22 protein-coding genes are annotated in these 24139 nt (G+C 67.4%); 15 read left to right on the forward strand and 7 right to left on the reverse strand.

Going from position 1 to position 24139, the window contains the following annotated elements; genetic code table 11:
* Positions 1-45 precede the first annotated feature (45 nt).
* The gene (gene mazG / locus LH400_RS20795; RefSeq protein ID WP_229155215.1) at positions 46-909 is read right to left on the reverse strand and encodes a nucleoside triphosphate pyrophosphohydrolase; all 864 of its coding nucleotides are present in this window, start codon (positions 907-909) and stop codon (positions 46-48) included.
* A 213-nt stretch (positions 910-1122) separates the two neighbouring features.
* Complete coding sequence (locus LH400_RS20800) at positions 1123-1713, reverse strand: NAD(P)H-dependent oxidoreductase (protein WP_229155216.1); 591 nt, start codon at positions 1711-1713, stop codon at positions 1123-1125.
* Between the two features lie 257 nt (positions 1714-1970).
* Between LH400_RS20800 and atpD the strand changes: the two genes are divergently transcribed.
* The 9 genes from atpD to LH400_RS20845 are packed head-to-tail and all read left to right on the forward strand — an operon-like array spanning position 1971 to position 8488.
* Positions 1971-3401 (forward strand): F0F1 ATP synthase subunit beta, encoded by a 1431-nt coding sequence (atpD, locus tag LH400_RS20805; protein ID WP_229155217.1) that lies wholly within the window; start codon positions 1971-1973, stop codon positions 3399-3401.
* Positions 3398-3820, forward strand: a complete 423-nt coding sequence (locus LH400_RS20810) for a F0F1 ATP synthase subunit epsilon (RefSeq protein WP_229155218.1) — start codon at positions 3398-3400, stop codon at positions 3818-3820. Before atpD ends, LH400_RS20810 begins: the two co-directional genes overlap by 4 nt.
* Positions 3817-4128, forward strand: coding sequence for an AtpZ/AtpI family protein (locus LH400_RS20815; RefSeq protein ID WP_229155221.1), 312 nt, complete (start codon positions 3817-3819; stop codon positions 4126-4128). The genes LH400_RS20810 and LH400_RS20815 overlap by 4 nt, the downstream gene beginning before the upstream one ends.
* Complete coding sequence (locus tag LH400_RS20820) at positions 4125-4430, forward strand: N-ATPase subunit AtpR (RefSeq protein ID WP_229155223.1); 306 nt, start codon at positions 4125-4127, stop codon at positions 4428-4430. Before LH400_RS20815 ends, LH400_RS20820 begins: the two co-directional genes overlap by 4 nt.
* Positions 4427-5125 (forward strand): F0F1 ATP synthase subunit A, encoded by a 699-nt coding sequence (locus LH400_RS20825; protein ID WP_229155225.1) that lies wholly within the window; start codon positions 4427-4429, stop codon positions 5123-5125. The genes LH400_RS20820 and LH400_RS20825 overlap by 4 nt, the downstream gene beginning before the upstream one ends.
* Positions 5122-5364, forward strand: a complete 243-nt coding sequence (locus LH400_RS20830; protein WP_229155227.1) for a F0F1 ATP synthase subunit C — start codon at positions 5122-5124, stop codon at positions 5362-5364. Before LH400_RS20825 ends, LH400_RS20830 begins: the two co-directional genes overlap by 4 nt.
* A gap of 7 nt (positions 5365-5371) precedes the next feature.
* Entirely contained in the window at positions 5372-6115 is a 744-nt protein-coding gene (locus tag LH400_RS20835; RefSeq protein WP_229155229.1) for a F0F1 ATP synthase subunit delta, read from the forward strand.
* Positions 6099-7643: a F0F1 ATP synthase subunit alpha gene (locus tag LH400_RS20840; protein WP_229155231.1), complete on the forward strand. Its 1545-nt coding sequence runs from the start codon at positions 6099-6101 to the stop codon at positions 7641-7643. The genes LH400_RS20835 and LH400_RS20840 overlap by 17 nt, the downstream gene beginning before the upstream one ends.
* Positions 7640-8488: a F0F1 ATP synthase subunit gamma gene (locus tag LH400_RS20845; protein ID WP_229155233.1), complete on the forward strand. Its 849-nt coding sequence runs from the start codon at positions 7640-7642 to the stop codon at positions 8486-8488. Before LH400_RS20840 ends, LH400_RS20845 begins: the two co-directional genes overlap by 4 nt.
* Positions 8489-8608: 120 nt before the next feature.
* Here LH400_RS20845 and LH400_RS20850 read toward each other — a convergent pair whose 3' ends face one another.
* From LH400_RS20850 to LH400_RS20865, 4 genes are all read right to left on the reverse strand, one after another.
* Positions 8609-9493 carry an ADP-polyphosphate phosphotransferase gene (locus LH400_RS20850; protein ID WP_229155235.1) on the reverse strand — a complete coding sequence of 295 codons (885 nt, stop codon included), beginning with the start codon at positions 9491-9493 and terminating at the stop codon, positions 8609-8611.
* Between the two features lie 206 nt (positions 9494-9699).
* Positions 9700-10062 (reverse strand): carboxymuconolactone decarboxylase family protein, encoded by a 363-nt coding sequence (locus LH400_RS20855; protein ID WP_229155237.1) that lies wholly within the window; start codon positions 10060-10062, stop codon positions 9700-9702.
* 104 nt (positions 10063-10166) lie between these two features.
* Positions 10167-11918 carry a PHA/PHB synthase family protein gene (locus tag LH400_RS20860; protein ID WP_229155239.1) on the reverse strand — a complete coding sequence of 584 codons (1752 nt, stop codon included), beginning with the start codon at positions 11916-11918 and terminating at the stop codon, positions 10167-10169.
* Between the two features lie 214 nt (positions 11919-12132).
* Positions 12133-13188, reverse strand: a complete 1056-nt coding sequence (locus LH400_RS20865; protein ID WP_229155241.1) for an ABC transporter ATP-binding protein — start codon at positions 13186-13188, stop codon at positions 12133-12135.
* A gap of 327 nt (positions 13189-13515) precedes the next feature.
* Here LH400_RS20865 and LH400_RS20870 point away from each other — a divergent pair, with 327 nt between their 5' ends.
* The 4 genes from LH400_RS20870 to LH400_RS20885 all read left to right on the forward strand — a co-directional run bounded on the left by LH400_RS20870 (position 13516) and on the right by LH400_RS20885 (position 19973).
* Positions 13516-14235: a helix-turn-helix domain-containing protein gene (locus LH400_RS20870; RefSeq protein ID WP_229155243.1), complete on the forward strand. Its 720-nt coding sequence runs from the start codon at positions 13516-13518 to the stop codon at positions 14233-14235.
* Between the two features lie 73 nt (positions 14236-14308).
* Complete coding sequence (locus LH400_RS20875; protein ID WP_229155245.1) at positions 14309-16015, forward strand: HAD-IIB family hydrolase; 1707 nt, start codon at positions 14309-14311, stop codon at positions 16013-16015.
* A gap of 5 nt (positions 16016-16020) precedes the next feature.
* Positions 16021-18879: a cation-translocating P-type ATPase gene (locus LH400_RS20880; protein WP_229155246.1), complete on the forward strand. Its 2859-nt coding sequence runs from the start codon at positions 16021-16023 to the stop codon at positions 18877-18879.
* On the forward strand, positions 18876-19973 hold the full coding sequence (locus tag LH400_RS20885) for an AI-2E family transporter (protein ID WP_229155248.1): 1098 nt from the start codon (positions 18876-18878) through the stop codon (positions 19971-19973). The genes LH400_RS20880 and LH400_RS20885 overlap by 4 nt, the downstream gene beginning before the upstream one ends.
* A gap of 130 nt (positions 19974-20103) precedes the next feature.
* Here the strand turns inward: LH400_RS20885 and LH400_RS20890 are convergent, their stop codons facing one another.
* The gene (locus LH400_RS20890; RefSeq protein ID WP_229155250.1) at positions 20104-21087 is read right to left on the reverse strand and encodes a zinc-dependent alcohol dehydrogenase family protein; all 984 of its coding nucleotides are present in this window, start codon (positions 21085-21087) and stop codon (positions 20104-20106) included.
* Between the two features lie 398 nt (positions 21088-21485).
* Here LH400_RS20890 and LH400_RS20895 point away from each other — a divergent pair, with 398 nt between their 5' ends.
* Both LH400_RS20895 and ftsH read left to right on the forward strand, forming a co-directional pair.
* Complete coding sequence (locus LH400_RS20895; protein WP_229155253.1) at positions 21486-22028, forward strand: Hsp20/alpha crystallin family protein; 543 nt, start codon at positions 21486-21488, stop codon at positions 22026-22028.
* 103 nt (positions 22029-22131) lie between these two features.
* Positions 22132-24045 carry an ATP-dependent zinc metalloprotease FtsH gene (gene ftsH, locus LH400_RS20900; protein WP_229155254.1) on the forward strand — a complete coding sequence of 638 codons (1914 nt, stop codon included), beginning with the start codon at positions 22132-22134 and terminating at the stop codon, positions 24043-24045.
* Positions 24046-24139: the final 94 nt, after the last annotated feature.

Genomic DNA, 24139 nt, shown 5'->3' on the forward strand with positions numbered 1-24139 from the left:
GAGGCCGAGGGCGGCGCCAATCTCGGCCGATCCCGGTCTCCCCGCCTATGCTGTAGTCCTCGCGCCCTTCGCCGCAATCCACAGCGCCTCCATCTCGTCGAGGCTGGCATCCTGCAGCGTCCGACCCGTCGCTACCAGCCCGTCCTCGATGAAGCCGAAGCGGTCGCGGAACTTCCTCACGCAGCGCCTGAGCGCGGCTTCCGGATCGATCTCGTGATAGCGCGCGAGATTGACGACGGAGAACAACAGATCGCCCATCTCGCCCTCGGCGGCGTCGCGGTCGCCTGACGAGACCGCCTCGGAGAGTTCGCCGATCTCTTCCTCGATCTTGGCGAGGATCGGCTCCGGCCGATCCCAGTCGAAGCCGATCTTCGCCGCCTGCTTCTGTACCTTCAGCGCCAGCGTCAGCGCGGGAAAGGCCGCCGGAACCTGGTCGAGATGGCGCTGGGCGCCATTAACCGGCGCTCGATCGGCCGCGCGGCCGGTGAGGCTGGTGGTCTCGGCTTCGGTCCGGGCCCGCTGGCGCTCGGCCTTTTCCTCCGCCTTGATCTTCTCCCACTGGCCCTTGGCGCTCCTCGCCGAACGAGCCTCGGCGTCGCCAAAGACATGCGGGTGCCGGCGGATCATCTTCGTCGTGATCCCCTCGACGACATCGCCGAAATCGAACAGGCCACACTCGGCCGCCATCTGCGCGTGGTAGACGACCTGCAGCAGGAGATCGCCGAGTTCTTCCTTCAGGTCGACGGCGTCGTCGCGCTCGATCGCGTCGGCCACTTCGTAGGCCTCCTCGATCGTGTAGGGCGCGATGGTGGAGAAATCCTGCTCGACATCCCAGGGGCAGCCGTCCTTCGGATCCCGCAGGGCGGTCATGATCTCGACGAGACGCTGGATTTCACGCGAAGGCGTCATGCGGATGCTCCTCGACCGATGAACCTGGTCGCTCCCGGCTTAGCCGGCCCGGCGCGCCGACGCAAAGCCTTCGCGACGGGGCCCGAAGCATCAGGCGAGCGTCAGCTTGACCGGAATGTTCTCGCGTGTGGCGATCGAACAGGCCAGCGCGCGTGCGCTGCCTCGACGAGTTCCTGCGCTATCGCTGGATGGACGCTGTTGTGGCCGGAAATCTCATCCCGCCCGCGCGCCGAGCGCCCGCATTTGCGCGATCCAGCCTTCGCGTTTCGTCGGCTCGCCGGCCTCGACCATGCCGTAGAGCGTCTCGCGCACCGGGCGGATTCCGACGAAGTTGAGGATGTTGCGGCGCAGGCACGCGATCCCGTGATTGCGGAACCAGAGCCGATAGACGACCGACGGCATCCCCATGGTGACGACGACCCGCGCGCTGCGCCCCGAGAGCCTGCCCTTGGGAAAGCCCTTGCCGCCCGCAGCGTTCTCGAAGGCGACCCCCGGCCGCATGAGCTGTTCGAGGAAAGCCTTCAGGACCGCCGGCATGGTGCCGAGCCAGAGCGGGAAGACGATCACCACATGGTCGGCGGCGGCGAGCGCATCGGCGGCGGGGCGAAGAGCGTCGGGAACGCTGCCGCTCATAAAGTCCGCCGGGCTGCGCAGGAGCGGAAAGTCGAGGCCCGAAAGATCGATCCGGTCGACCGTATGGCCTTCCGCACGCGCGCCTTCGTCATAGGCGTCGGCCAGCGCCCGGCAGAGGTGGTTCGGCGCCGGATCGGGATGCCCGAGAATGAGGAGGATGCGACGCGGCATGGAACGGTTCTCCGGGAGAGTAACGCGGGTGGAGCATGGCTCGCACCGGCCCGGAGGGCCTTGACCGGCATCAAGCTGGCCGCGAGCCCGGAGCATGTCGCTGGCCATGCCCCGAGCCGCGCTGAAGCGGATCGTCCGCCTGGCTTATTGATCCGTATCAAGGTCCGCACGAACTGGAGGCCTACGACTGGCGTCGATGAGGGCGACCCGTTCGGGACAGCGAACGGCTCGCGGACGGTCAAGCGGATCGAAGTGTCATGTCCGATCAGGGTGTAACGGGAAAGGTGGTCGCCGTGCGGGGCGCGGTGATCGACGTGCGCTTTTCCGAAGCCGATCTGCCGCCGATCGACAGCATGCTCAGCATCGAGATGGAAGGTGCCGAGCCGCTGATCCTCGAGGTCCACAGCCATCTCGACCCGCAGACCGTCCGGGCGATCGCGCTTCAGGCGACAGGGGGCCTGGCGCGCAACGCGGCGGTCCTGGCGACGGGGCGGCCGATCGAAGTGCCGGTCGGCGACGCCGTGCTCGGTCGCCTGATCGACGTCACTGGCGCCGTGCGCGATCGCGGGCCGGCCCTGCCGCCTGACACCAAACGCCGTGGCATCCACAACCCGCCGCCGCCGCTGATGGAAACCGGCGCGACGGGCGGCGGCCTGTTCGAGACCGGCATCAAGGTCATCGACTTCTTCTCGCCGCTCTCCGCCGGGGGCAAGGCGGCCATGTTCGGCGGCGCCGGCGTCGGCAAGACCGTGCTGGTGATGGAGCTGATCCACGCCATGGTCGAGAAGTATCAGGGCATCTCGGTCTTCGCGGGCATCGGCGAACGGTCCAGGGAAGGGCACGAGCTTCTGACCGAGATGCAGCGTTCCGGCGTCCTGCCGCGCACAGTCCTGGTCTACGGCCAGATGAACGAGCCGCCGGGGGCACGCTGGCGCGTTCCGATGACCGCGCTGACGATCGCCGAGGACTTCCGCGACGAGAAGCACCAGAACGTCCTCCTCCTGATGGACAATGTCTTCCGCTTCCTGCAGGCGGGCAGCGAGGTCTCGGGACTTCTCGGTCGTCTGCCCTCGCGCGTCGGCTACCAGCCGACGCTGGCGAGCGAGGTCGCCTCGCTTCAGGAGCGGATCGCCTCGGCCTCGGGCGCCGCGGTGACGGCGATTCAGGCCGTCTACGTTCCAGCCGACGACTTCACCGACCCCGCCGTCACCGCGATCTCTAGCCATATGGACAGCACCATCGTGCTTTCGCGGCAGCTTGCGGCGGAAGGCTTCTATCCCGCCGTCGATCCGCTCGCCTCCGCCTCGGTGCTGCTCGATCCGGAGATCGTGGGCGAGGAGCATTACGCGCTTGCCGAACGCGCCCGCCAGGCGCTCGCCCGGTTCAAGGAATTGCAGGACATCATCGCGCTGCTCGGAACGGAGGAACTCGGGCCGGCGGACCGGCAGGCGGTGCGCCGCGCGCGCCGGCTGCAGCGCTTTTTTTCGCAGCCCTTCACCGTCACGGAGGCCTTCACCGGTGTCGCCGGCAAGAGCGTCGCGCGCGCCGATACGCTGTCGGGGGTGAGGGCGATCCTCGACGGGGAGGCGGACGACTGGGCGGAGGATTCGCTCTACATGATCGGGTCTCTGGACGATGCCCGGCTGAAAGAGCAGGCGGGCGCCGGATCCAAGGAGCGGGCGGCGTGAGACTGCGCATCGTCAGCCCGCTGTCGGTCGTCCTGGACGATGACGCGGTGACAGCCGTCCGCGCCGAAGATCCAAGCGGCAGCTTCGGGATCCTGCCGGGGCACGCGGATTTCCTGACGGTCCTCGCAATCTCCGTGGTGAGCTGGTCAGCAAAGGGAAATCGGCGCCGGCACTGCGCCGTGCGCGGCGGCGTCATGACCGTCGCTGCGGGCCACGACGTCACGGTCGCAACGCGAGAGGCGATCCTCGGGGACGATCTTGCCACGCTGCACGAAACCGTCCTGAAGACGTTCGAGGCCGATCTCGAGACACAGCGCACCGAGCATGTCGAATCGACCCGCCTGCAGCTTGCGGCGATCCGCCAGATCATGCGCCATTTGAGGCCGACTGCAGAGTTCCAGTCGGAGTCCCTGCGGTGAGCGCGCCCGACGACCCTGACAAGGAGCCCGGCGGGCCCCCCCGCCCGGACGGCCTCGCAGACGCGACGCGCCGGCGCGGGGAAAGGCACCGGCGATTTCTGAAGGAGGGCGAGCCGGCGATCGCTCACCGCCTTGCCCAGATCGGCGTGCTCGGCTGGATCATTGTCGTGCCGACCCTCCTCGGCCTCTTCATCGGTCGCTGGCTCGACCGTGTCTTCGCGACCGGCCTCACCATCACCGGAGCGCTTCTGATGATCGGCCTCGGCCTCGGCTGCTGGTCGGCCTGGAAATGGATGAATCAGCCATGACCCCTTATCATCTCGTCCAAACGCTCGGCTGGTGGACGCCGGTCGAGGTTGCAGGCTTTCTCGTGGCGGGCTTTGCCCTCGGCTTCGCCCACTTCGCCGCCCTCTGGCACCATGCGCGCGAGCTCGTCGAAGGCGGACGCTGGTGGCGTACGGCGGCGCTTGCGGCGGGCCGGTTCTCGCTGCTGATCGCCGCGCTGACATTGGCGAGCTTTCAGGGCGCCGCCGCGCTCCTTGCCATGACGCTTGGCCTTCTCTTCGGGCGGGCCATCGTCATGCGCCGGTCGGGCAGGATCGAGACATGAATTCGCCGCTCGAGACGCAGGCACTGTTTTACCTCGGGCCGGTGCCGCTCACCGAGCCGGTCATCGCGACCTGGGTGCTGATGGCGATCCTGACCATCGGCTGCTGGGGCGTGACGCGCCGCATGGCCATGAAGCCCTCGGCACTGCAAGCTTCTCTCGAACTCGTCGTCGAGACAGTCGACAGCCAGATCCGCGAGACGATGCAGGCCGATCCTTCCCCCTATCGCGCTTTCGTCGGAACGCTCTTCGTCTTCATCCTCTTCGCCAACTGGACGTCGCTCGTGCCGGGAGTCGAGCCGCCGACGGCGCATGTCGAGACGGATGCCGCGCTCGCGCTTCTGGTCTTTCTCGCGGTCATCTGGTTCGGCGTCAGGGCCAACGGCGTCTCCGGCTATCTACGCAGCTTCGCCACGCCGAGCGTCCTGATGATCCCGCTCAATTTCGTCGAGAGCATCACCCGGACCTTCTCGCTGCTCGTCCGCCTGTTCGGCAACATCATGAGCGGCGTCTTCGTCGTCGGCATCGTTCTCTCACTGGCCGGGCTGCTCGTCCCGATTCCCCTGATGGCGCTCGATCTCCTGACTGGTGCCGTCCAGGCCTATATCTTCGCCGTCCTCGCGACGGTGTTCATCGCCGGCACCGTCAGCGAGGGGCGGCCGGCCTCCTCGGACAATTCAGAAAGGGCCCCACAATGAACTGGCTCGCCTTCATCAGCATTCTCGGCGCCGCGATCGCCGTCTCCTTCGGCGCCATCGGACCGGCGCTCGGCGAGGGACGGGCGGTCGCCGCCGCGATGGACGCCATCGCCCGCCAGCCGGAGGCCTCCGCGACGATCTCGCGGACACTCTTCGTCGGTCTCGCGATGATCGAGACCATGGCGATCTACTGCCTGGTCGTCGCGCTGCTTCTGCTCTTCGCCAACCCCTTCGTCTGACTTCGCAATGACCATCGACTGGTGGACGCTCGCCATCCAGGCGGTCAACGTCCTGATCCTGATCTGGCTGCTTGCCCGCTTCTTCTGGCGGCCGGTCGCGGCGATGATCGAGGACCGGCGGCAGGCGGCCGCGAAGGCGCTTGCCGATGCCGAGGCGGAGCGGGCCGATGCGGTCTCGCAGCTGAAGGAGATCGAGCTGACCCGGGCCGGCATTGCCGAGGAGCGCGCGGCGGTTCTCGCCGAGGCGAAGTCCGCCGCCGAGGCGCTGAAGAAGGACATCCTCACCAAGGCGGCCGAGGAGGCGGAGGCGCTGAAGGCGGCGCGGCGGGCAGACCTTGCCCGAGAGGCGAAGGAAACGCGCCGGGCGCTGACCGATGAGGCCTCGCAACTCGCGCTGGAGGCGGCCCGCAGGCTTCTGACGCGCATCGACGAGCGCAGTCTGCACGCGGCCTTCCTCGGATCGCTTGCGCGCGAGATCACAGATCTCCCGCAAACGACCCGCCAGAGCCTCGGCGCGAACGGAGCTGCCTTTACGCTGGTCAGTGCCGGACCGCTCGATCGCGAGGAAGAGGAGAGCTGCAGGGCCCGGCTGGCCGAGGCGATCGGGCGGTCGCCGGACCTCGCCTTCGAGACCGATCCGAGCCTGATCGCGGGCCTGGAACTGAAGGGACCGCATCTCGTCGTCGAGAACAGCTGGCGCGCCGATCTCGAGACCATCCGCAGGGAGCTTGGCCATGACGGAACGCGGTGAAGACTGGCAGTCCAGCTGGGCGGAGGGCGCGCGCCGCCAGGTCGCGGCCGCGGCAATCGGACCCCGGACCCGCGTGGTCGGCCGCGTCGAGGAGATCGGCGACGGCATCGCAATGATCTCGGGCCTTCCCGGTGCGCGTCTCGACGAACTCCTGGCCTTCTCGGATGGCCGCTTCGGCTTCGCGCAGGTGCTGGAGGAGGATCGGGTCGGCTGCGTTCTTCTCGACGATATCGCCGGCATCGAGGCGGGCGATATCGTGTCCGGCACGGGCGACGTCGTGCGGGTCCCGGTCGGCGAGGGTCTGCTCGGCCGTGTGGTCGATCCGCTCGGCCGCCCGCTCGACGGCAAGGGGCCGATCGCCGCGGACACGCACAAGCCGATCGAGCGGGCAGCGCCCGCGATCGTCGAGCGTGCGGCCGTCACCCGGCCCGTGCAGACCGGAATCCTCGTCCTCGACACGCTCTTTGCTCTCGGCCGCGGTCAGCGCGAGTTGATCATCGGCGATCGCGCCACCGGCAAGTCGACGGTCGCGATCGACGCCATCATCAGCCAGAAGGCGAGCGACATCATCTCGGTCTATGTCGCGATTGGCCAGAAGAGCGCCAGCGTGCGCCGCGCGATCGACGCCATCCGGAAGCACGGCGTACCGGAGCGTACGATCATCGTCGTCGCCAGCCCGTCGGATGCTCCGGGCCTGCAATGGATCGCGCCCTTCGCCGGCGTCACCATTGCCGAGTACTTCCGCGACCGCGGCCAGCATGCACTTGTGGTCCTCGACGATCTCTCCAAGCATGCCGCGACGCATCGTGAAATCGCGCTGCTGACCCGCCAGTCGCCCGGCCGCGAAGCCTATCCGGGAGACGTATTCTACCTTCACGCGCGGCTTCTGGAGCGGGCGGCGATGCTGTCTGACGAGATGGGCGGCGGCTCGCTGACAGCGCTGCCGGTCGCGGAGACCGATGCCGGCAATCTCAGCGCCTACATCCCGACCAATCTGATCTCGATCACCGACGGCCAGATCGTCCTCGACATCCGCCTGTTCAACGAGGGCCAGAAGCCGGCCGTGGATGTCGGCACCTCGGTGTCCCGCGTCGGTGGCAAGACGCAGGCGCATGCCCTGCGGGAGGCGGCCGAGACGATGCGGCTGGACTATGCGCAGTTCCTTGAGCTCGAAATGTTCACCCGCTTCGGCGGCCTCACCGATCAGCGGGTGAAAGCGCGACTGGCGCGCGGCGCGAGGATCCGCGCGATCCTCAGTCAGCGGCCCTATCACCCGTTCCGGCTGGTCGAGGAGGTCGCATTGGTGACCGCGGTCCAGGCAGGGCTGACCGACGGCCTGCCGGCAGAGCGGCTAGGGGAGCTTCGCGGGGCCGTCGCGACGGGCATCGACCGGGCCGCACCAGAGGCGGTGCGACAGATCGAGGCGGACGGCACGCTGGACGAGGCGGGTAGAACGGCCTTGAGGGGCGCGCTTTCGGCCATGATCGCGCAGATTGCGGCCGACACCGAGCGGGCCGCAGCGCCATGAGCGAGCGCCTTGCCGACGTCGCCGCCCGGATCGATGGCATCCGGCAGCTCGGAAGCGTCGTCAACGCCATGCGCGGGATCGCCGGGGCGCGGATCCAGAAGGTGCGCCAGGAACTCGCGGCGGTGGACGCCTATTCCGAGACCATTGCGGAGACGCTCGGGCGGGTTCTCGCCATCGGGTCTCCGACCGGCGGAGCCGGCGCAGGGTCGGGGCGGATCGTGCGCATCGTCTTCTGCGCCGAACAGGGCTTCGCCGGTGCCTTCAGCGAGCGGGTGCTGGACGCGATCGGCGGCGATGCGGAACCGGCGATGCTGTTCCTGATCGGCACGCGGGGACACGCGCTGGCGCAGGAGCGCGGCATCACGGCGGATTTCGCGGCGGCGATGCCGTCGCATTCCGCGGGAGTCCCCAAGCTTGCCGGCGACATCGTCGATTCGCTCGCGGCGAAGATCGCGAAGGGGCGGGTGGACAGGGCGGAGGCGGTCTACGCCGAGACCGCCGGGGCGGCCGGACTGACGGTCGTCCGCCGTCCGCTCCTGCCGCTCGACCCGCATACCTTCGCGCATGCGGCCCATGCCCGCGAGCCGATCCTGAACCTGCCGGTTCCGCAACTCCTTGCCGACCTGACGATGGAATATCTTCATGCGCTTATCTGCGGGACGGCGCTCCACGCCTTCGCCGCCGAGAACCAGGCGCGCATGGCGGCCATGGCCTCCGCGCATCGCGAGATCGACCGGCAGCTGGGCGTTCTGCAGGCAAGCTATCGCCATGTCCGGCAGGAACAGATCACCGCGGAGATCGTCGAACTCGCCGGCGGCCAGGCGGCGAGCCGCGAGCGGATCTGACGCGGCATTGCGGCGGAGCGAATGCCAAGATGCTATCGCGAGGGAGGCCCGGATGACTCTCTTCCGCCATCCGCCGTACAGGGAGCGGCGTCCCGCCCGCCTAGAAATCGCGGCACGGTGTCAGCTCTCTTGCGCTGCGAGCTGCTTGCGGATCGCGAGGAGTTCCTGACGCCGCTCGTCCGTGGTCACGGGATAGCTCATCTCAAGGCTTTCGAGCGTCTGGAGGATGATCTCGGAGATGATCAGCCTGGCGTTCTTCTTGTCGTCGGCCGGGACGACGTACCAGGGCGATTCGGCCGTGCTCGTCGCGCCGAGGCAGGCTGCATAGGCATGCATGTAACTGTCCCAATAGCGGCGCTCCTCGATGTCGGCGAGGCTGAACTTCCAGTTCTTCTGCGGCTCGTCGATGCGGGCGATGAAGCGCTTGCGCTGTTCCTCCTTGGACAGGTGAAGGAAGAATTTCACGATCCGCGTACCGTTGGCCGAGAGATGCCGTTCGAGGTCGGTGATGGAACGGTAGCGTTCGGACCAGATCGCCTCGTTGTTCGGCCCGACCTTCGACAGACCCTCCCTGAGGAGGATCTCCGGATGGACGCGGACGATCAGGACCTCCTCATAGTAGGAGCGGTTGAAGATGCCGATCTTGCCGCGTTCGGGGAGATTGCGGGTGGTGCGCCAGAGGAAGTCGTGCTCGAGCTCCGTCGGGCTCGGATGCTTGAAGCTGAAGACCTGGCAACCCTGCGGATTTACGCCGGACATCACGTGCTTGATCGCGCCGTCCTTGCCGGCTGCGTCCATCGCCTGGAAGATCAGAAGGACCGCATGGCTGTTGGATGAGTAGAGCAGCTGCTGGAGATCGGCGAGGCGCGAGACGTGATCGTCGAGCATCTCGCGATAGTCGTGTTTCGACTTGTAGACCGGATCGACCGCCGTCGGCCACAGATCGAGGTCGACGACGGCGTTTTCCTCGACGCGGAACTGCTCCGTCTTCGTCTTGATCTTCATGCCGCTTCCCTTCGCCCCTGCATCGGGCCGTCCGAACTCCGCCCGGCTCTGTGCGCTGGCAGCGGACGGCGGGTTGGCGCTTAAGGCTTCGACGGGCCTACATCCCCGCTTCGCGTGAGGAGATGGCGCTGCCCTGCCGAAGTGCAAATCCGGCGGTCTGTCGCCGCGAGCCGTTCCTCAAGCGGGGAACGGCTGCGCTTTCCGGGTCACGCCTTGCCGCTGCCTTTGCCGTTCGCGAAGGTGTCGTAGGCCCGCAGCGCCTCTCCGCCATAGACCATCGACGGCCCGCCGCCCATTTGCACCGCGACCGCGATCGTCTCTGCGACTTCCTCCCGGGTCGCGCCGCGCCTGAAGGCGGCGCGGGCATGATAGCCGACGCAGCCGTCGCAGCGGTCGGCGATGCCGATCGCAAGCGCCATCAGCTCCTTCACCTTCGCCGGAAGCGCGCCGTCGTGATAAGTGGCCCTGCCGAGGGCGGAAAAACCCTTCATCGCATCCGGCGCGGCTTGCGCCAGAAGGTCGGCGCCAGAGACCACGCGGTCTGCGATCTCGTTATAGTCCTTGGTCATGATGGTCTTTCTTTCGATGTCGGGAAGCAGAAGGAGGAGTGTAGCCGCCTGATGGACGGTCTCGATCGTTGGCGGCGTGCGCGGCGCGAATCCCGGCCGGCTCGTCAGTGCTCGCGCACGTATGAGCCGGGCGCGTCGTCCAGGGCCGGATAGTGGTCCGATCCCATGGGCGGCGGGGCGATCCGCTGGCTGGACTGCCGTGCGAGCCATTCGAACCAGGCCGGCCACCACGAGCCGTCTCTCTTGCCCGCTTCGGCCAGCCACTCGTCCGGCCCGACATAGAGCGCACCCGTCGGCCGCTCGGCGATCCGGAAGTGCCGGTGCGGATGGTCGGGTTCGGAGACGATGCCCGCATTGTGCCCGCCCGAGGTCAGCACGAAGGTGAGATCCGCATCGCTGAGAAGGTGGATCTTGTAGACCGAGCGCCAGGGCGCGACGTGATCGGTCTCGGTGCCGACGACGAAGAACGGCACACGGATGTCGCTGGCGACGACCGGCCGGTCCCCGACGAGGAAATGACCCTCGGCAAACTCGTCGTTCAGGAACAGCCGGCGCAGATACTCTTCGTGCATCCTTGCCGGCATGCGGGTTCCGTCGGCATTCCACGCCATCAGGTCGTTCGGGTGCTCGCGCTCGCCGAGGAGGTAGCTGCGCACGAGCCGCGACCAGATCAGGTCGTTGGAGCGCAGGAGTTGGAAGGCGCCGGCCATCTGCCGGCTGTCGAGATAGCCCTGCTCGCGCATGACGTCGGCGAGAAAGGCGAGCTGGTCCTCGGTGATGAAGAGCTGCAGTTCTCCCGCATCCGAAAAGTCGGTCTGGGCGCACAGGAGGGTGATGCTCGCGAGCCGCTCGTCGTGCTCGCGCGCCATTGCGGCGGCCGCGATCGTCAAAAGCGTGCCGCCGAGACAGTAGCCGCAGGCATGGACCTTCGCACCGTCACAGATATCCGTAACGGCGGACAGCGCCGCCATCACGCCCTCGGTGCGGTAGTCGTCGAAGGAGGTGTCGCGGAACTCCGGCCCCGGGTTGCGCCAGGAGATCGCGAAGACCGTATGGCCGGCGGCGACCAGGTGCCGGATCAGCGAGTTTTCCGGCGATAGATCCAGGATGTAGTACTTCATGATCCAGGCCGGCACGATCAGAACCGGCTCGCGGGCGACATCGAGCGTCGTCGGCGCGTACTGGATCAGCTCGATCAGCCCGTTGCGAAAGACGATTTTGCCCCGCGTCACCGCGAGATCACGTCCGACGATGTGCTCGCCGAGGCCGGACGGCGTGCCGCTCATCGTCTCCGCGATGTCGCTGAAGAGGTTGGCTGCGCCGTCCGCGAAGTTCGCTCCAAGGGTCGCAACGCTCGCCTCGATGACCTCCGGATTGAGGAAGGGGGCGTTGCTTGGCGACGCCATGTCGGCCAGCTGACGTGTGGTGAAGGACACGATGCGCTGGTGACGTCTGTCGACGCCCGGTAGTGGCCCCGTCGCCTCCGCCCACCAGTCTTCCCCAAGCAGGAACGCCTGCCGGAAGAGGTCGAACGGATAGCGCCGCCAGGCCTCGTCCTCGAAGCGCCGGTCGCCGGCCTTGGGGGCGATCACACTCTCTCCGGCTGCCGCGCGCATGAGTCTCAGCCAGTGCGCGCCAGCCGATCTTGCAAGTTCCGCTCGCCGGAAGGGGGCATTGGCGAGATGCAGCGACCAGTCGAGAAAGGCGAGCCCGAGCCCGTAGGGCGACAGGCCGGACGTGGCGCGCCCCTGGAGCGCGTGCAGCATCACGTCGTGATCGAGAACCGGCGAGGGACTCCGCGTATCGACCTCAAGGCCGCTTGCCGAGCGGGGGATGTGCGAAGAATTGATCGGCATGGGGCATCCTTCGGAAGAGGAGCAGGTGGCGTCACCAAGGGGGGCAGTGGTTGGCGAGGGTGGTCGGAGGGCGAGCCTCGTCGTGGCGGCACCATCGGCCGACGGGTCGGCTCCGACCTTGATCCTCGTCAAGCTCGCGCCGCGGTAAGGGTGGCCGCTGACACTGCTACGGCTCGGACGACCCCAGGCCCTCCATTGCGGCCGGAGCCCCAAATCACCCGGCTTCGGCCGCAGCCGCGCCTGCTACGGCTGGTGTTGGCCCTGCGGTGTTGAGAACCGCCAGGACCTTGGTGATCATGCCGTATTTCGTCTGGGTGACGCGCCATTCGCGGTACCAGTCGACGACGTCGCCCCACGGCGCGTTGATCTGGGAGAGGCCGGAGATGAAGGCGACGATGGTCCCGATTTCCGTCATCCCCTCGATGACATAGTAGCCTCCAAGTGCCAGCACCGACGCGACACCGAAGTGGTACATCAGGTTCATCAGGAAGTTCATGGAGTACTTTATCTTGAAGATACCCATGTTCAGCCGGAACACGGCGTCGATCTCGCGGCCGTAGGTGAGGGTGGCCGTCGCGTCGTCGGCCGGCTCGTCGATGATCTCGGCGCTCAGCGAGCGCAGCGTCGTGACCCGCCGGCCCACGCGGCGATTTATAGCCTTCTGCATCAACGGCACGAACACGACCTGCGGGGAGAGGACGACGAGCGCGACCAGCGCCATCATCGGCTCGATATAGGTGAGGTAGGCAAAGGTGGAGACGAGGATTCCGCCCTGCAGGAGCGGTGCGGAGAGGCTGATTCCGACGAAGCTGCCGATCGGCTCGACCTCGCTCAGAACTAACGATACCTCGATACCGGGCGGTATGGGCCGGGCGTTCCGAACGCCGAAGCGGCGGATCGCGGTCAGGATCGCGCCGCGCAGCCACCGCACGGCGTTCTCGCTGACCTTTCCGCGATAGACGTTCATGCCGAGCTTCAGGACGCCGAGCAGCAGGGTGGTCAGGGCGTAGAGCCCAGCCAGCCAGAAGACCCTGACCATGTCGTTGCCGTTGACCGCGTCGTTGACGATCTGCCGCTGCAGCTCAAGCGGGGCGATATTGACCACGAAGACCGAGACCGAGAGCAGCACGAGCCAGAACTGTTCCCAGAAGCCGCACCGCCAGATGATGCCGGACAGGTCTTCGGGGATTCGGACGGGACCGCAGCCTGAGAGGCTTCTGTCCCGCGCGTCCTCGACGCTTCGCCCGACCTCGACATCCATTGCCGCCATCAATCCAGTCCCCGGGGCCGGACGACGGGAACGTGGCGTTCGTCGGTCCGGATATGCTTGGAGCATCCTGCCTTGGCATTGGCTGGACTCCTGCGCCCCGCGCCTTGATGTGGGTCAACGACTGCGCGAGCGCGGAAGAGCAAGGTGAAGTCGGAGAGCAGGTTCCAAGGTCCGGCGGAGAACGCCTCGGCCCTTCCTGCCGGTCGCTTCGGCCGATGGGACAATCGGTCTACGTAGAATTCCTTAGGAGCAAACCGAATTTCGGCCGGACGGCGAGGCGGCTACTCCTTTGTGCATCAGGAACGAGCCGCACCCCGGAGCTTCAAGATGCACACCGCCTTCGCTTCCGCCGATATCGCCCGTCCCAGGACAGGAACGCTTTCGACCACCGCGAATGCCGCCGTCTCCATTCGGCCCGTTACGGCCGATGCCCGCGGCGAGGCGGCGGGCACGCCCCTTGCCGGGCAGGTGCTGACCTTCGCCGAAGGAAGCGAGATCTATTGCGAGGGCGACGAGGTCCGCTCCTTCTACAAGGTCGTCAGCGGCACGGTACGCACCTGCAAGTTCCTCAGCGACGGCCGCCGCCAGATCGACGGTTTCCACGGCGAAGGCGAGATCTTCGGGCTGGAGTCGGGAAGCGAGCATCGTCTTTCGGCCGAAGCGGTCAGCGACTGCACGGTGATCGCCTATCGCTGGAGAGGTTTCGCGGCCCTCGGCAATGGCGACGGAGCAGCGGCGCAGGCCGTCTTCCAACTGGCCATGCAGTGCCTCGAGCGGGCGCAGGAGCACTCCTTGCTGCTCGGCCGCCGCAGCGCCGCGCAGAAGCTCGCCGCCTTCCTCATCAATCTTGCCGGGCGCGGAAACGGCAAGGGCGGCAGCGTCGACCTTGCCATGACCCGCCAGGACATTGCAGACTATCTCGGCCTCACTATCGAGACGGTGTCGCGCACGCTGTCGCAGTTCGAGCGCGACCGGGTGATAGCTCTGCCGTCCGCCCGCCACGTCGTCCTTCGGAACCGGGCCGCTCTCGAAGCCTGCGCAGACTGAGCCGGCCGCAAGGTCGGCAGCCGGCGGGCAAGCGACGTCCGTCCCGATCCCGCTGCCGCCGAAGGTCTTTGCCTTGTATTTTCTCGCCCTTGCCACGGATTTCGACGGGACGCTCGCCAAGGATGGCGTCGTCGTCGCCGAAACGCTGGACGCGCTCGAGCGGTTGAAGGCTAGCGGCCGGCGGATCATCCTCGTCACGGGCCGCGAGCTTCCGGAACTGCGCCGGATCTTCCCGCAGATGATGATGTTCGACCGAGTGGTCGCGGAGAACGGAGCGCTTCTGTTCGACCCGCAGGAAGGGCTCGAACAGCTTCTCGCACCGCCGCCACCTCCAAGCTTCGTCGAGATGCTACGCGCCAAGGGCGTCGGGCCGATTTCCGTCGGCCGCGCCGTCGTCGCGACCTGGGAGCCGCATCAGGGGGCCGTCCTCGAGGCGATCCGCGAAAGCGGACTGGAACTCCAGATCGTTTTCAACAAGGGCGCGATCATGATCCTGCCGCCCGGTGTCAACAAGGCGTCGGGACTGGAGGCCGCGCTTCGCGATCTCGAACTGTCGCCACATAACGTCGCCGCCGTCGGCGACGCGGAAAACGATCATGCCCTCTTCCTGGCGAGCGGCTGCGGAGCCGCCGTCGCGAACGCGGTTCCGGCGGTCAAGCGAGCGGCCGACATCGCGCTCGCCCGCGACCATGGCGCAGGCGTCGCCGAACTCGCCGATCGGCTGATCGGGGAGGATGCCGCACTGGCGCCCGCAACGCGGCACGGCATCAGGCTCGGGATCGACCGACACGGGCGAGACGTGATCTTGACGCCGTTCGGCGGCAACGTCCTGATCGTCGGCAGTTCGGGCAGCGGCAAGTCAAGTCTCGCCGTCGCACTCACCGAGCGCATGGCCGAAAAGCGCTTCGAATTCTGCGTGATCGATCCCGAAGGCGACTATGTCGATCTCGAGCATGCCGTGTTCATCGGTACGCTGCGCGCGCCGCCGCCGGCGGCCGAGGCCCTGAAGCTCCTCCGCGACGACGCCGTCAATCTCGTCGTCAACACCCAGGCGCTTCCGCTCAGGGATCGCCGCGCGCTCACCGCGATGATGCTGACGCAGATCGGACGGCTGAAGGACCGGACCGGACGACCGCACTGGCTGCTGATCGACGAGGCGCACGAAGTGCTTCCTGCGAGTGCCGATGGCGAGCAAGTCGCGCGGATGGAGGGCACGAACGGGACCATCCTGGTGACCGCCTATCCGCATGCGCTCGCGCCGGAGGCTCTCGCCGGGATCGCTGCAGTCGTCGTCGTCGGGGCGCCGTCGGACCATGCACTTGCCTGCCTCGCGGCGGCGGGCAAGTCCCCGCCGAGCGAGCTTCCCGAAGTCGGTGCGGGCGAGGTAATCTTCTGGCGTCCGGCTTCCGGTGAACCGCCAGCCTGCGTCAAGGTCGCAGTGCCCGTCCAGGTGCATCGCCGCCACCGGGGCAAATATGCGGTCGGGGATGTCGGCTCCTTCCGCAGCTTCTACTTCCGCGGACCGGGCAAAGCGATGAACACGCCGGCCCGAAACCTCTATCGTTTCCTCGACATGGCCGCGCAGGTGGACGACGCGACCTGGGATCATCACCTCAGGGCGGGCGACTATTCCGGGTGGTTCCGGCATGTCATCAAGGACGAGGACCTCGCGCTCGAAACGGCGCGGATCGAAGGCGACAGGACGCTTTCGCCGCAGGAGAGCCGTCGGCGCGTACGCAAGGCGGTATGGCGCCGCTACGCCGCCCCAGCGGAGGATTGACGAGAATGTGGTTCGGCTCGAAGCACAGCCAGGCTGAGGCGCCGGCTGAACGCGAGGACGTTTCCGATCGGCTGGCCGGGCAGAAGCACCCGACGCCCGGCAATGGGGCCGCCAGCGCAACGTCCGAGCCGTCTGCGGACGATCGTTGGCATGCGCTTGACCGTGACGCCGCCCTGGCGCGGCTGCAGACGTCCGCCGCCGGGCTCAGCGATGGCGAAGCCGAACGCCGTCTCGCGGTCCACGGGCCGAACGCGCTGCCGCAGCCGCGGAGCCGCTCGCTTCTGTCCATCGTCCTCGGGCAGTTGATGAGCCCGCTCATCTACTTGCTCCTCGCGGCGGCGATCGTCTCGCTCGTCCTCGCCGAATACGACGATGCCGCTTTCATCTTCCTCGTCCTGGCCATCAACACGGCGGTGGGAGCGGCGCAGGAATGGCGCGCCGAGGCGAACACGGCTGCGCTGCGCTCCGCCATCGTCACGGTCGCTCGCGTGATCCGGAACGGAGTCGTGCGGCGGCTCGATTCGCGGCAGCTCGTTCCGGGCGACATCGTCCTCCTCGAAGGCGGCGATCGGGTCCCGGCCGACCTGCGCATCCTCGATGCTGCCGAGGCGCAGGTCGACGAGTCCTCACTGACAGGCGAATCCCTCCCGGTCGACAAGGTGGCGGGCGAGGGGCTTCCCGCCGACACGCCGCTCGCCGATCGTCTCACCATGCTGTTCGCCGGCTCGACGCTGCAGCGGGGGCGGGTGCGCGCCCTCATCATTTCCACGGGCAGCCATACCGAGCTCGGCGCCATCGCCGGCGCCCTGCGCCTGCCGGCCGCCGAACCGCCGCTGACGCGGCGGCTCGATCGTTTCACGCGCCTGCTGGGGCTCGTATCCCTCATCCTGGTTGGCGCCGTCATCGCGCTGCAGCTTAGCGTCGGCGCGACGATGCGAGAGACGTTCTTCGTCGCGATCGCGCTCGCCGTTTCGGTCATTCCCGAAGGGCTTCCGGTGGCGGTGACGATCGCGCTGTCGATCGCGACCCGCCGGATGGCGCGGCGGAGCGTCATCGTTCGGCATCTGCCGGCGGTCGAAGGTCTCGGCGCCTGTACGGTGGTGGCGACCGACAAGACCGGCACGCTGACGATGAACCAGCTCACAGCCAAGCGCCTCTGGCTGCCGCAGCACGGCTTCATCGACGTGGACGGCGTCGGCTTCGAGGTCGAGGGACGGCTGCATCAGGGCGACGAGACGCTCAGCGGCGAAGCGCATGGCGCGGCCCGCTCGCTCGCCAGTTCGGCCGCCCTGTGCAACGACGCCGATTTCGACCCCGAGGCCGGCGCCGACGGACGCAGCGGCGACACCGTCGACCTCGCCTTCCTGGTTCTTGCGATCAAGACCGGGCTAGACGCCGGCGCGCTGCGCAAGGCGGCCCGCCGGATCGCCGACAGACCGTTTTCGGCCGAGCGCAAATACGCCGCCAGCCTGCATGACCATGGCGACGGGCATCTGGTGCATGTCAAGGGTGCGGCCGAAGTCATCGTCCCGCTCTGCGATACGAAAGACCCGGAAGGGGTGTTGAGGCTCGCCGACGAGATGGCTAGCCGCGGCTACCGCGTGCTTGCCGTTGCCATGAAACGGGTTGGTGGCGATACCGAGCGGTCAACGCACGCGCCCCTCGACCGCGAACTCGGCGGGCTGACGCTGCTGGGTCTCGTCGGATTCATCGACCCCCTGCGGCCGGAGGCGAAGCAGGCCGTCGAGGACTGCCACCGGGCCGGAGTGGCGGTGAAGATGATCACCGGAGATCATGCCGCGACGGCGCTCGCGATCGCACGCGAACTCGGCATCGCCGAACGCCCGGAGGAAGTGGTGACGGGTCGCGAGATCGCCGCCGCCGGAGTCGGTCTCGACCGGCGCATCGCCGCCGCCCGGGTCTTCGCGCGGGTCGAGCCGGCACACAAGGTGCGGATCGTCGAAGCGCTGCAGACTGCGGGGCAAGTCGTGGTGATGACCGGCGACGGCGTCAACGACGCCCCGGCGCTGCACCGCGCCGATCTCGGCGTCGCGATGGGAAGGGACGGCACCGACGCGGCCCGCGACGCCGCCGATCTCGTGCTCGCGGACGACAATTTTGCCTCCGTGGTCGCCGGTATCGACGAGGGTCGCGCGGCCTATGCGAACATCCGCAAAGTGATCTACCTGTCGATCTCGACCGGTGCTGCGGAAGCGGTGATGTTCCTGCTCGCACTTGCCCTCGGCCTGCCGCTGCCGCTGACGGCCGTCCAACTCCTCTGGCTCAATCTCGTGACGAATGGCGGTCAGCATGTCGCGCTGGCGGCGGAAGGATCCGAGCCCGGCCTTCTCGCCCGCCCGCCGCGCTCGCCGAAGGAACCGCTGTTCGACCGGCTGATGATCCGCCAGACGCTGCTGTCAGGTGCGGTCATCGGTCTCGTCTCCACCGCCGCCTTCGCCTGGATGATCAACCAGGGCTGGAGCGAGTTCGATGCCCGCAACACGCTGCTCTTCCTGATGGTGGCCTTCGAGAACGTGCATGTCTTCAACTGCCGCTCGGAGACGCGGTCGGCGTTCCGCGTCAAACTGTCGGCGAATTGGGCGCTTGTCGCGGCGGTCGTCGGGGCGCAGGCGCTCCATATTGGCGCCGCCTTCACACCGGGCCTGCGCGACCTCCTGGGGCTTTCGCCCCTGCCGCTGTCGGAATGGCTTCTGCTGGTTCCGCTCGCGCTGTCGGTGCTGGTCGTGATGGAGACGGACAAGCTCCTGCGCCTCTGGAGCGCGAAGCGGGCTGCGGGCCGTTCCCGGAGCGAGCCCGCAGCCGAAGACGGCGTCAGCGTGGCCCGGCCGGAAGAGGCGGGATGAAGGCGGCGTTCGAGCGGCAGACGCTTTCGTCGTTGATCCTGATCGGGGCCGTCCTGATCGGCCTTTATCTCTGCTGGCTGATGGCGGCACCGTTCCTGCCGGCGATCGTCTGGTCCTTCGTCCTCGCCGTACTCGCGCGGCCGCTGAATATCAGGCTTCGCCGCCTGACCGGTCAAAGGGCGATCTCGTCCGGCTTGACCGTCGCCCTCGTGGCGGCCCTCGTAGTCTTTCCCGGCCTGATGCTCGCCGGCACGCTTCTGTCCGAGGCCGTGCGGAACGCCACCTATCTCGAAGCGCTGCTTGCCGCCAATCCCTGGTCGGCGATCCTCGATTCGCATCCACTGGTCGCGACTGCCGTCGACTGGATCGACCAGCGCTTCGACATGCAAAGCATCCTGCAATCGGCCGCCGCCTGGTTCGGACGCTGGAGCGCCGGCCTGCTGCAGGGCTCGATCATGGGTTCCATCAACCTGCTTCTGACCTTCTACTTCCTGTTCTACCTGTTGCGGGACGAAGAGCGGGCGGTCGCAGCGCTTGAGGATGCGCTTCCCCTGTCGCGGGAGGAATTTGCGCTCCTGTGCGAGCGCGTGGTCGCCACGATCCGCGCCAGCATCTTCGGGACCGCCTTCGTCGCAATGCTGCAGGGTGTGCTCGGCGGGCTGAGCTTCTGGTGGCTGGGGCTTCCGGCTCCGATCTTCTGGGGCGTCGTCATGGGCATTCTTGGCATCGTGCCGTTCCTGGGCGCCTTCGTCATCTGGGCGCCGGCCGCGGCCTATCTGGCGCTCGCCGGCGATCTTCAGTCCGCGGGCCTCCTCGCGGTGTGGGGTACTTTCATCGTCGGCCTTGTCGACAATCTCGTCTATCCGATCCTTGTCGGGCGACAGCTGATGATTCACAGCGCGGTGTCCTTCGTCGCCGTCGTGGGTGGGATCGTCGTCTTCGGCACCATCGGATTCGTGCTCGGCCCGATCGTCGTGGCGGTTTCGCTGGTCCTCGTGCGGATGTGGCGATTGCGTTCGCTCGCCGCGCCGATCGGAAGCGCAGAGGTGTCAGGCGAGGAATCCAACGATAGTCGGGCGGCTCCGGACGCTTGATCGAAGGCGCGGGTCTGGAGCGTCGCGTCGAAGAGTGGGTCCCGTTCTTCGGAAAGATCCGATGTGGCAGCAAAGAGATCGAGATAGGCCGGAGGTGTGGATCCGGTCTGCCGCCCGACGCTTGGTGGCGTCAGGGTACGAGCACCGCCGCGCCCTGGAACCTGCCCGCGCGAAGGTCGGCCAGCGCCTCGTTGGCGGCGGCGAGCGGATAGACGGTCGTGGTTGTCTTCACGCCCGCCTCCGGCGCCAGCGTCAGGAATTCGGTTGCGTCCTGCCGGGTCAGATTGGCGACGGATACGATGCTGCGTTCCTCCCAGAGCAGGGAATAGGGAAATTGCGGGATGTCGCTCATGTGGATGCCGCCGCACACGACGCGGCCGCCCTTGCGAACCGCCTTCAGCGCCGCCGGGACGAGCGGGCCGACGGGCGCGAAGATGATCGCCGCATCGAGCGGTTCGGGCGGCCGCTCGTCTGATCCGCCGGCCCATCTGCAGCCGAGCGAGAGGGCATGCGCCTGTGCGGCCTCGTCGCCGTTCCGCGTGAAGGCGTAGACGTCGCGGCCCTGCCAGCTGCAGACCTGGGCGATGATATGGGCGGCGGCGCCGAAGCCGTAGAGGCCGATGCGACGGGCGTCCCCCGCCATCTTCAGCGAGCGCCAGCCGATCAAGCCGGCGCACATGAGCGGCGCCGCGGCGACCGGGTCGACGAAGCCCTTCATGGGAAAGGCGAAATCGGCATCGGCGGCGACATGGGTGGCAAAGCCGCCGTCACGGGTATAGCCGGTGAAGAGCGGTCGGTCACAGAGGTTCTCGCGGCCTTCCAGGCAATAGGGGCATGCTCCGCAGGTGTGGCCGAGCCAGGGAATGCCAACGCGCGTGCCGACGGGCAGCGTCTCGACGCCCGCGCCGATCGCATCGACGATCCCGACGATCTCGTGGCCCGGCACAACCGGCAGCTTCGGGTGGGTGAGGTCGCCGTCGACGACGTGAAGGTCGGTCCGGCAGACCGCGCAGGCCTCCACCTTGACCCGGATCTCGCCGGCACCCGGCACAGGATCCGGCCGGTCCTCGAACTGCAGCGGCCGGCCGATTTCGTGAAGCACCATCGCCTTCATGATTTCACCCCCTGGGATACCCACTGGACCACGGTGCGGACCTTCGAAAAAGTGCCGCGGCTGCCGATCTTTCGAAATCATTCCATTCCCGCCTGCCTGCCGGTTTGACCTCGCGCAAGCGGCTGCGGCTGCTGCGGCCCTTCATGGCCCGGTCCGGTCGACCCTTTTTCCGGCTAAGTCTTCGCAAGGGCGAGAGGCTTGATCGGGATCAAGGCGCCGGGCGCGCTCCTGCTGCCTCATCGCGCCGTCCGAACACTCACGCGAAACGGCGCCATCCAATCCGGCACACCATCGGTACGGGCGCCGCGTCCGAAATCGCAACCCGTGTTCGTCGACCCCTCACACGACCTGACACCGCAACGCCGAGTCAGGTCATCGCTCATGAAGGAGACTGCATCATGGCCGATACAGCAACCAAGCTGCCCGTGAAGACCGAGACTGACGCGCCATCGGCGACCGCCGCGACCCGCGCCTGGTCGCCCTTCGAGACGCTCCGCGGCGAGATGGACCGTCTCTTCGACATGTTCGGCGGCCGCCGGGGCGGACCCTTGTCGCGAGGGGACTTCGATCTCGATTTCTCCCTGCCCAAGGGCATGACGTTCGGGGCCGGTACGCCTGCGGTGGACGTCGCCGAAAAGGACGGCGAATACGAGATCACCGCCGAACTGCCGGGGCTCGACGAGAAAGACGTCGAGGTGAAGGTCGCGAACGGCGCTCTGACCATCAAGGGCGAGAAGAAGGAGGAGAAGGAAGAGCGGCAGAAAGACTATTACCTGTCCGAACGCCGCTACGGTACCTTCGTGCGCTCCTTCGCCCTCCCGAAGGGTGTCGATCAGGACAAGATCGCCGCGCGGTTCGCCAAGGGCGTCCTGACGGTCACGCTGCCGAAGACGCCCGAGGCCAAGGCCGAGGAGAAGAAGATCGAGGTGAAGGCGGCCTGAGCACCTTCACGTCTTCGGGGAGGGCGCCGCTGCCGTGGAGAACCGGGCGGCGCCCTTCGCCATTGTTCGAGCCCGTCCCGAGATGATGCGAAACAGGTGACCCATGGCAGAGAAGCCGTCCAACGACAGCACGAAGCACGACTTCACCATGTGGTACGTCTTCGCCGCATTCACGCTGATCCTGTTCCTGCAATGGGGCTGGCAGAGCTACGGGACCATCGAGACGATCCCCTACAGTCAGTTCGACAAGCTGGTTGCACAGGATCAGATCGCCGAGGCGACGGTCGGCGACAGCCAGATCTCCGGCAAGCTGAAGGTGCCGCTGCCCAACGGCAATTCCGATTTCGTCACGATGCGGGTCGACCCGGCGATCGCCGACAAGCTCGCCGCCCATGGCGTGACGGTCAAGGGTACGGGATCGGGCGGCTTCCTCGCGACGATCCTCTCCTGGGTGCTGCCGCTCTTCATCTTCTACATGATCTGGTCCTTCGCCTTCCGGCGGATCGCGGGCGGGCAGGGTTTCGGCGGCGGGCTGATGTCGATCGGCAAGTCGCGCGCGAAGATCTATGTCGAGAAGGACACCAAGGTGACGTTCGCGGACGTCGCCGGCGTCGAGGAGGCGAAGGCGGAGCTCAACGAGATCGTCGCCTTCCTGAAGGACCCGGATACATACGGCCGGCTCGGCGCGCGCTCGCCGAAGGGCATCCTTCTCGTCGGCCCGCCGGGGACCGGCAAGACGCTGCTCGCCAGAGCCGTCGCGGGCGAGGCGGGCGTGCCCTTCTTCTCGATCTCGGGCTCCGAATTCGTCGAGATGTTCGTCGGCGTCGGCGCCGCGCGCGTCCGTGACCTGTTCGGCGAGGCCCGCAAGGCAGCGCCGGCGATCATCTTCATCGACGAGTTGGATGCGCTCGGCAGGAGCCGGGCCGCCGGCGGCAATATCGGCGGCTTCGACGAAAAGGAGCAAACCCTGAACCAACTGCTCGCGGAGCTCGACGGCTTCGATCCGACGTCCGGCGTCATCCTTCTGGCGGCGACCAACCGGCCGGAGATCCTCGATCCGGCCCTTCTGAGGGCGGGGCGCTTCGACCGGCAGGTGCTCGTCGACCGCCCGGATCAGGGTGGCCGGCTGGCGATCCTTCAGGTCCACGTAAAGAAGATCGCGCTCGCACCGGAAGTCGACCTTGCGGCTGTCGCAGCTCTCACCACCGGCTTCACCGGGGCCGACCTTGCCAATCTCGTCAACGAGGCGGCGATCGCCGCGACGCGTCGCGACGCGGACCGGGTGACCTTCGCCGATTTCACCGCCGCGATCGAGAGGATCGTCGCCGGGATCGAGAAGAAGAGCCGGATCCTGAGGCCGGCGGAGCGCCGGCGCGTCGCCTATCACGAGATGGGCCACGCGCTCGTTGCCGCAGGGCTTCCGGGCGTCGATCCGGTGCAGAAGGTCTCGATCATCCCGCGCGGGGTCGGCGCCCTGGGCTACACCATGCAGCGCCCGACGGAGGACCGCTTCCTGCTGGCGGAGAGCGAATTGAAGAACCGCATCGCCGTCCTGATGGGCGGGCGGGCGGCGGAACGGCTGATCTTCGCCGGCGACGTCTCGACCGGCGCGGCCGACGACCTGCAGCGGGCGACGGACATCGCCACGGAGATGGTGACGAAATACGGGATGAACGACGTCCTCGGTCAAAGGACCTACAGCCGCACGGTCCAGACCTTTCTCGCAAGTCCGGCCGACAAATCCTTCGACGCCTCGGACGCGACCGGCCGCGAGATCGACGTTGCCGTGCGCGAGGCGGTCGAGGAGGCGTCGCGGGCGGCGCAGGCGATCCTCGAGGCCAAGAGCGACGATCTGGAGGCCGGCGCCAAGCTGCTGCTCGAGCGCGAGACGCTGACGGCCGAGGAGTTTGCGCCGCTGCGGGCATCGCCGGGCGCCGAGGCCAGCGCTGCCGGGGCCGCCGGGAAGTCTCTCGCTGCCTTCGAAGCACTCGGCCTCGTCGCCGCGGCGCCGCGCTGACGGACGGATCGGCGAGGAATTGCCGAGGGGAACCCCGCAGTTGATCGCCGTCAAGGCAAGGCGGCCGCCCGGACGCTTGGATCAGTTCCGACAA

This window comes from Jiella soli (assembly GCF_020615385.1).
In the GTDB taxonomy this organism is placed as follows: Bacteria; Pseudomonadota; Alphaproteobacteria; order Rhizobiales; family Rhizobiaceae; genus VKMB-3413.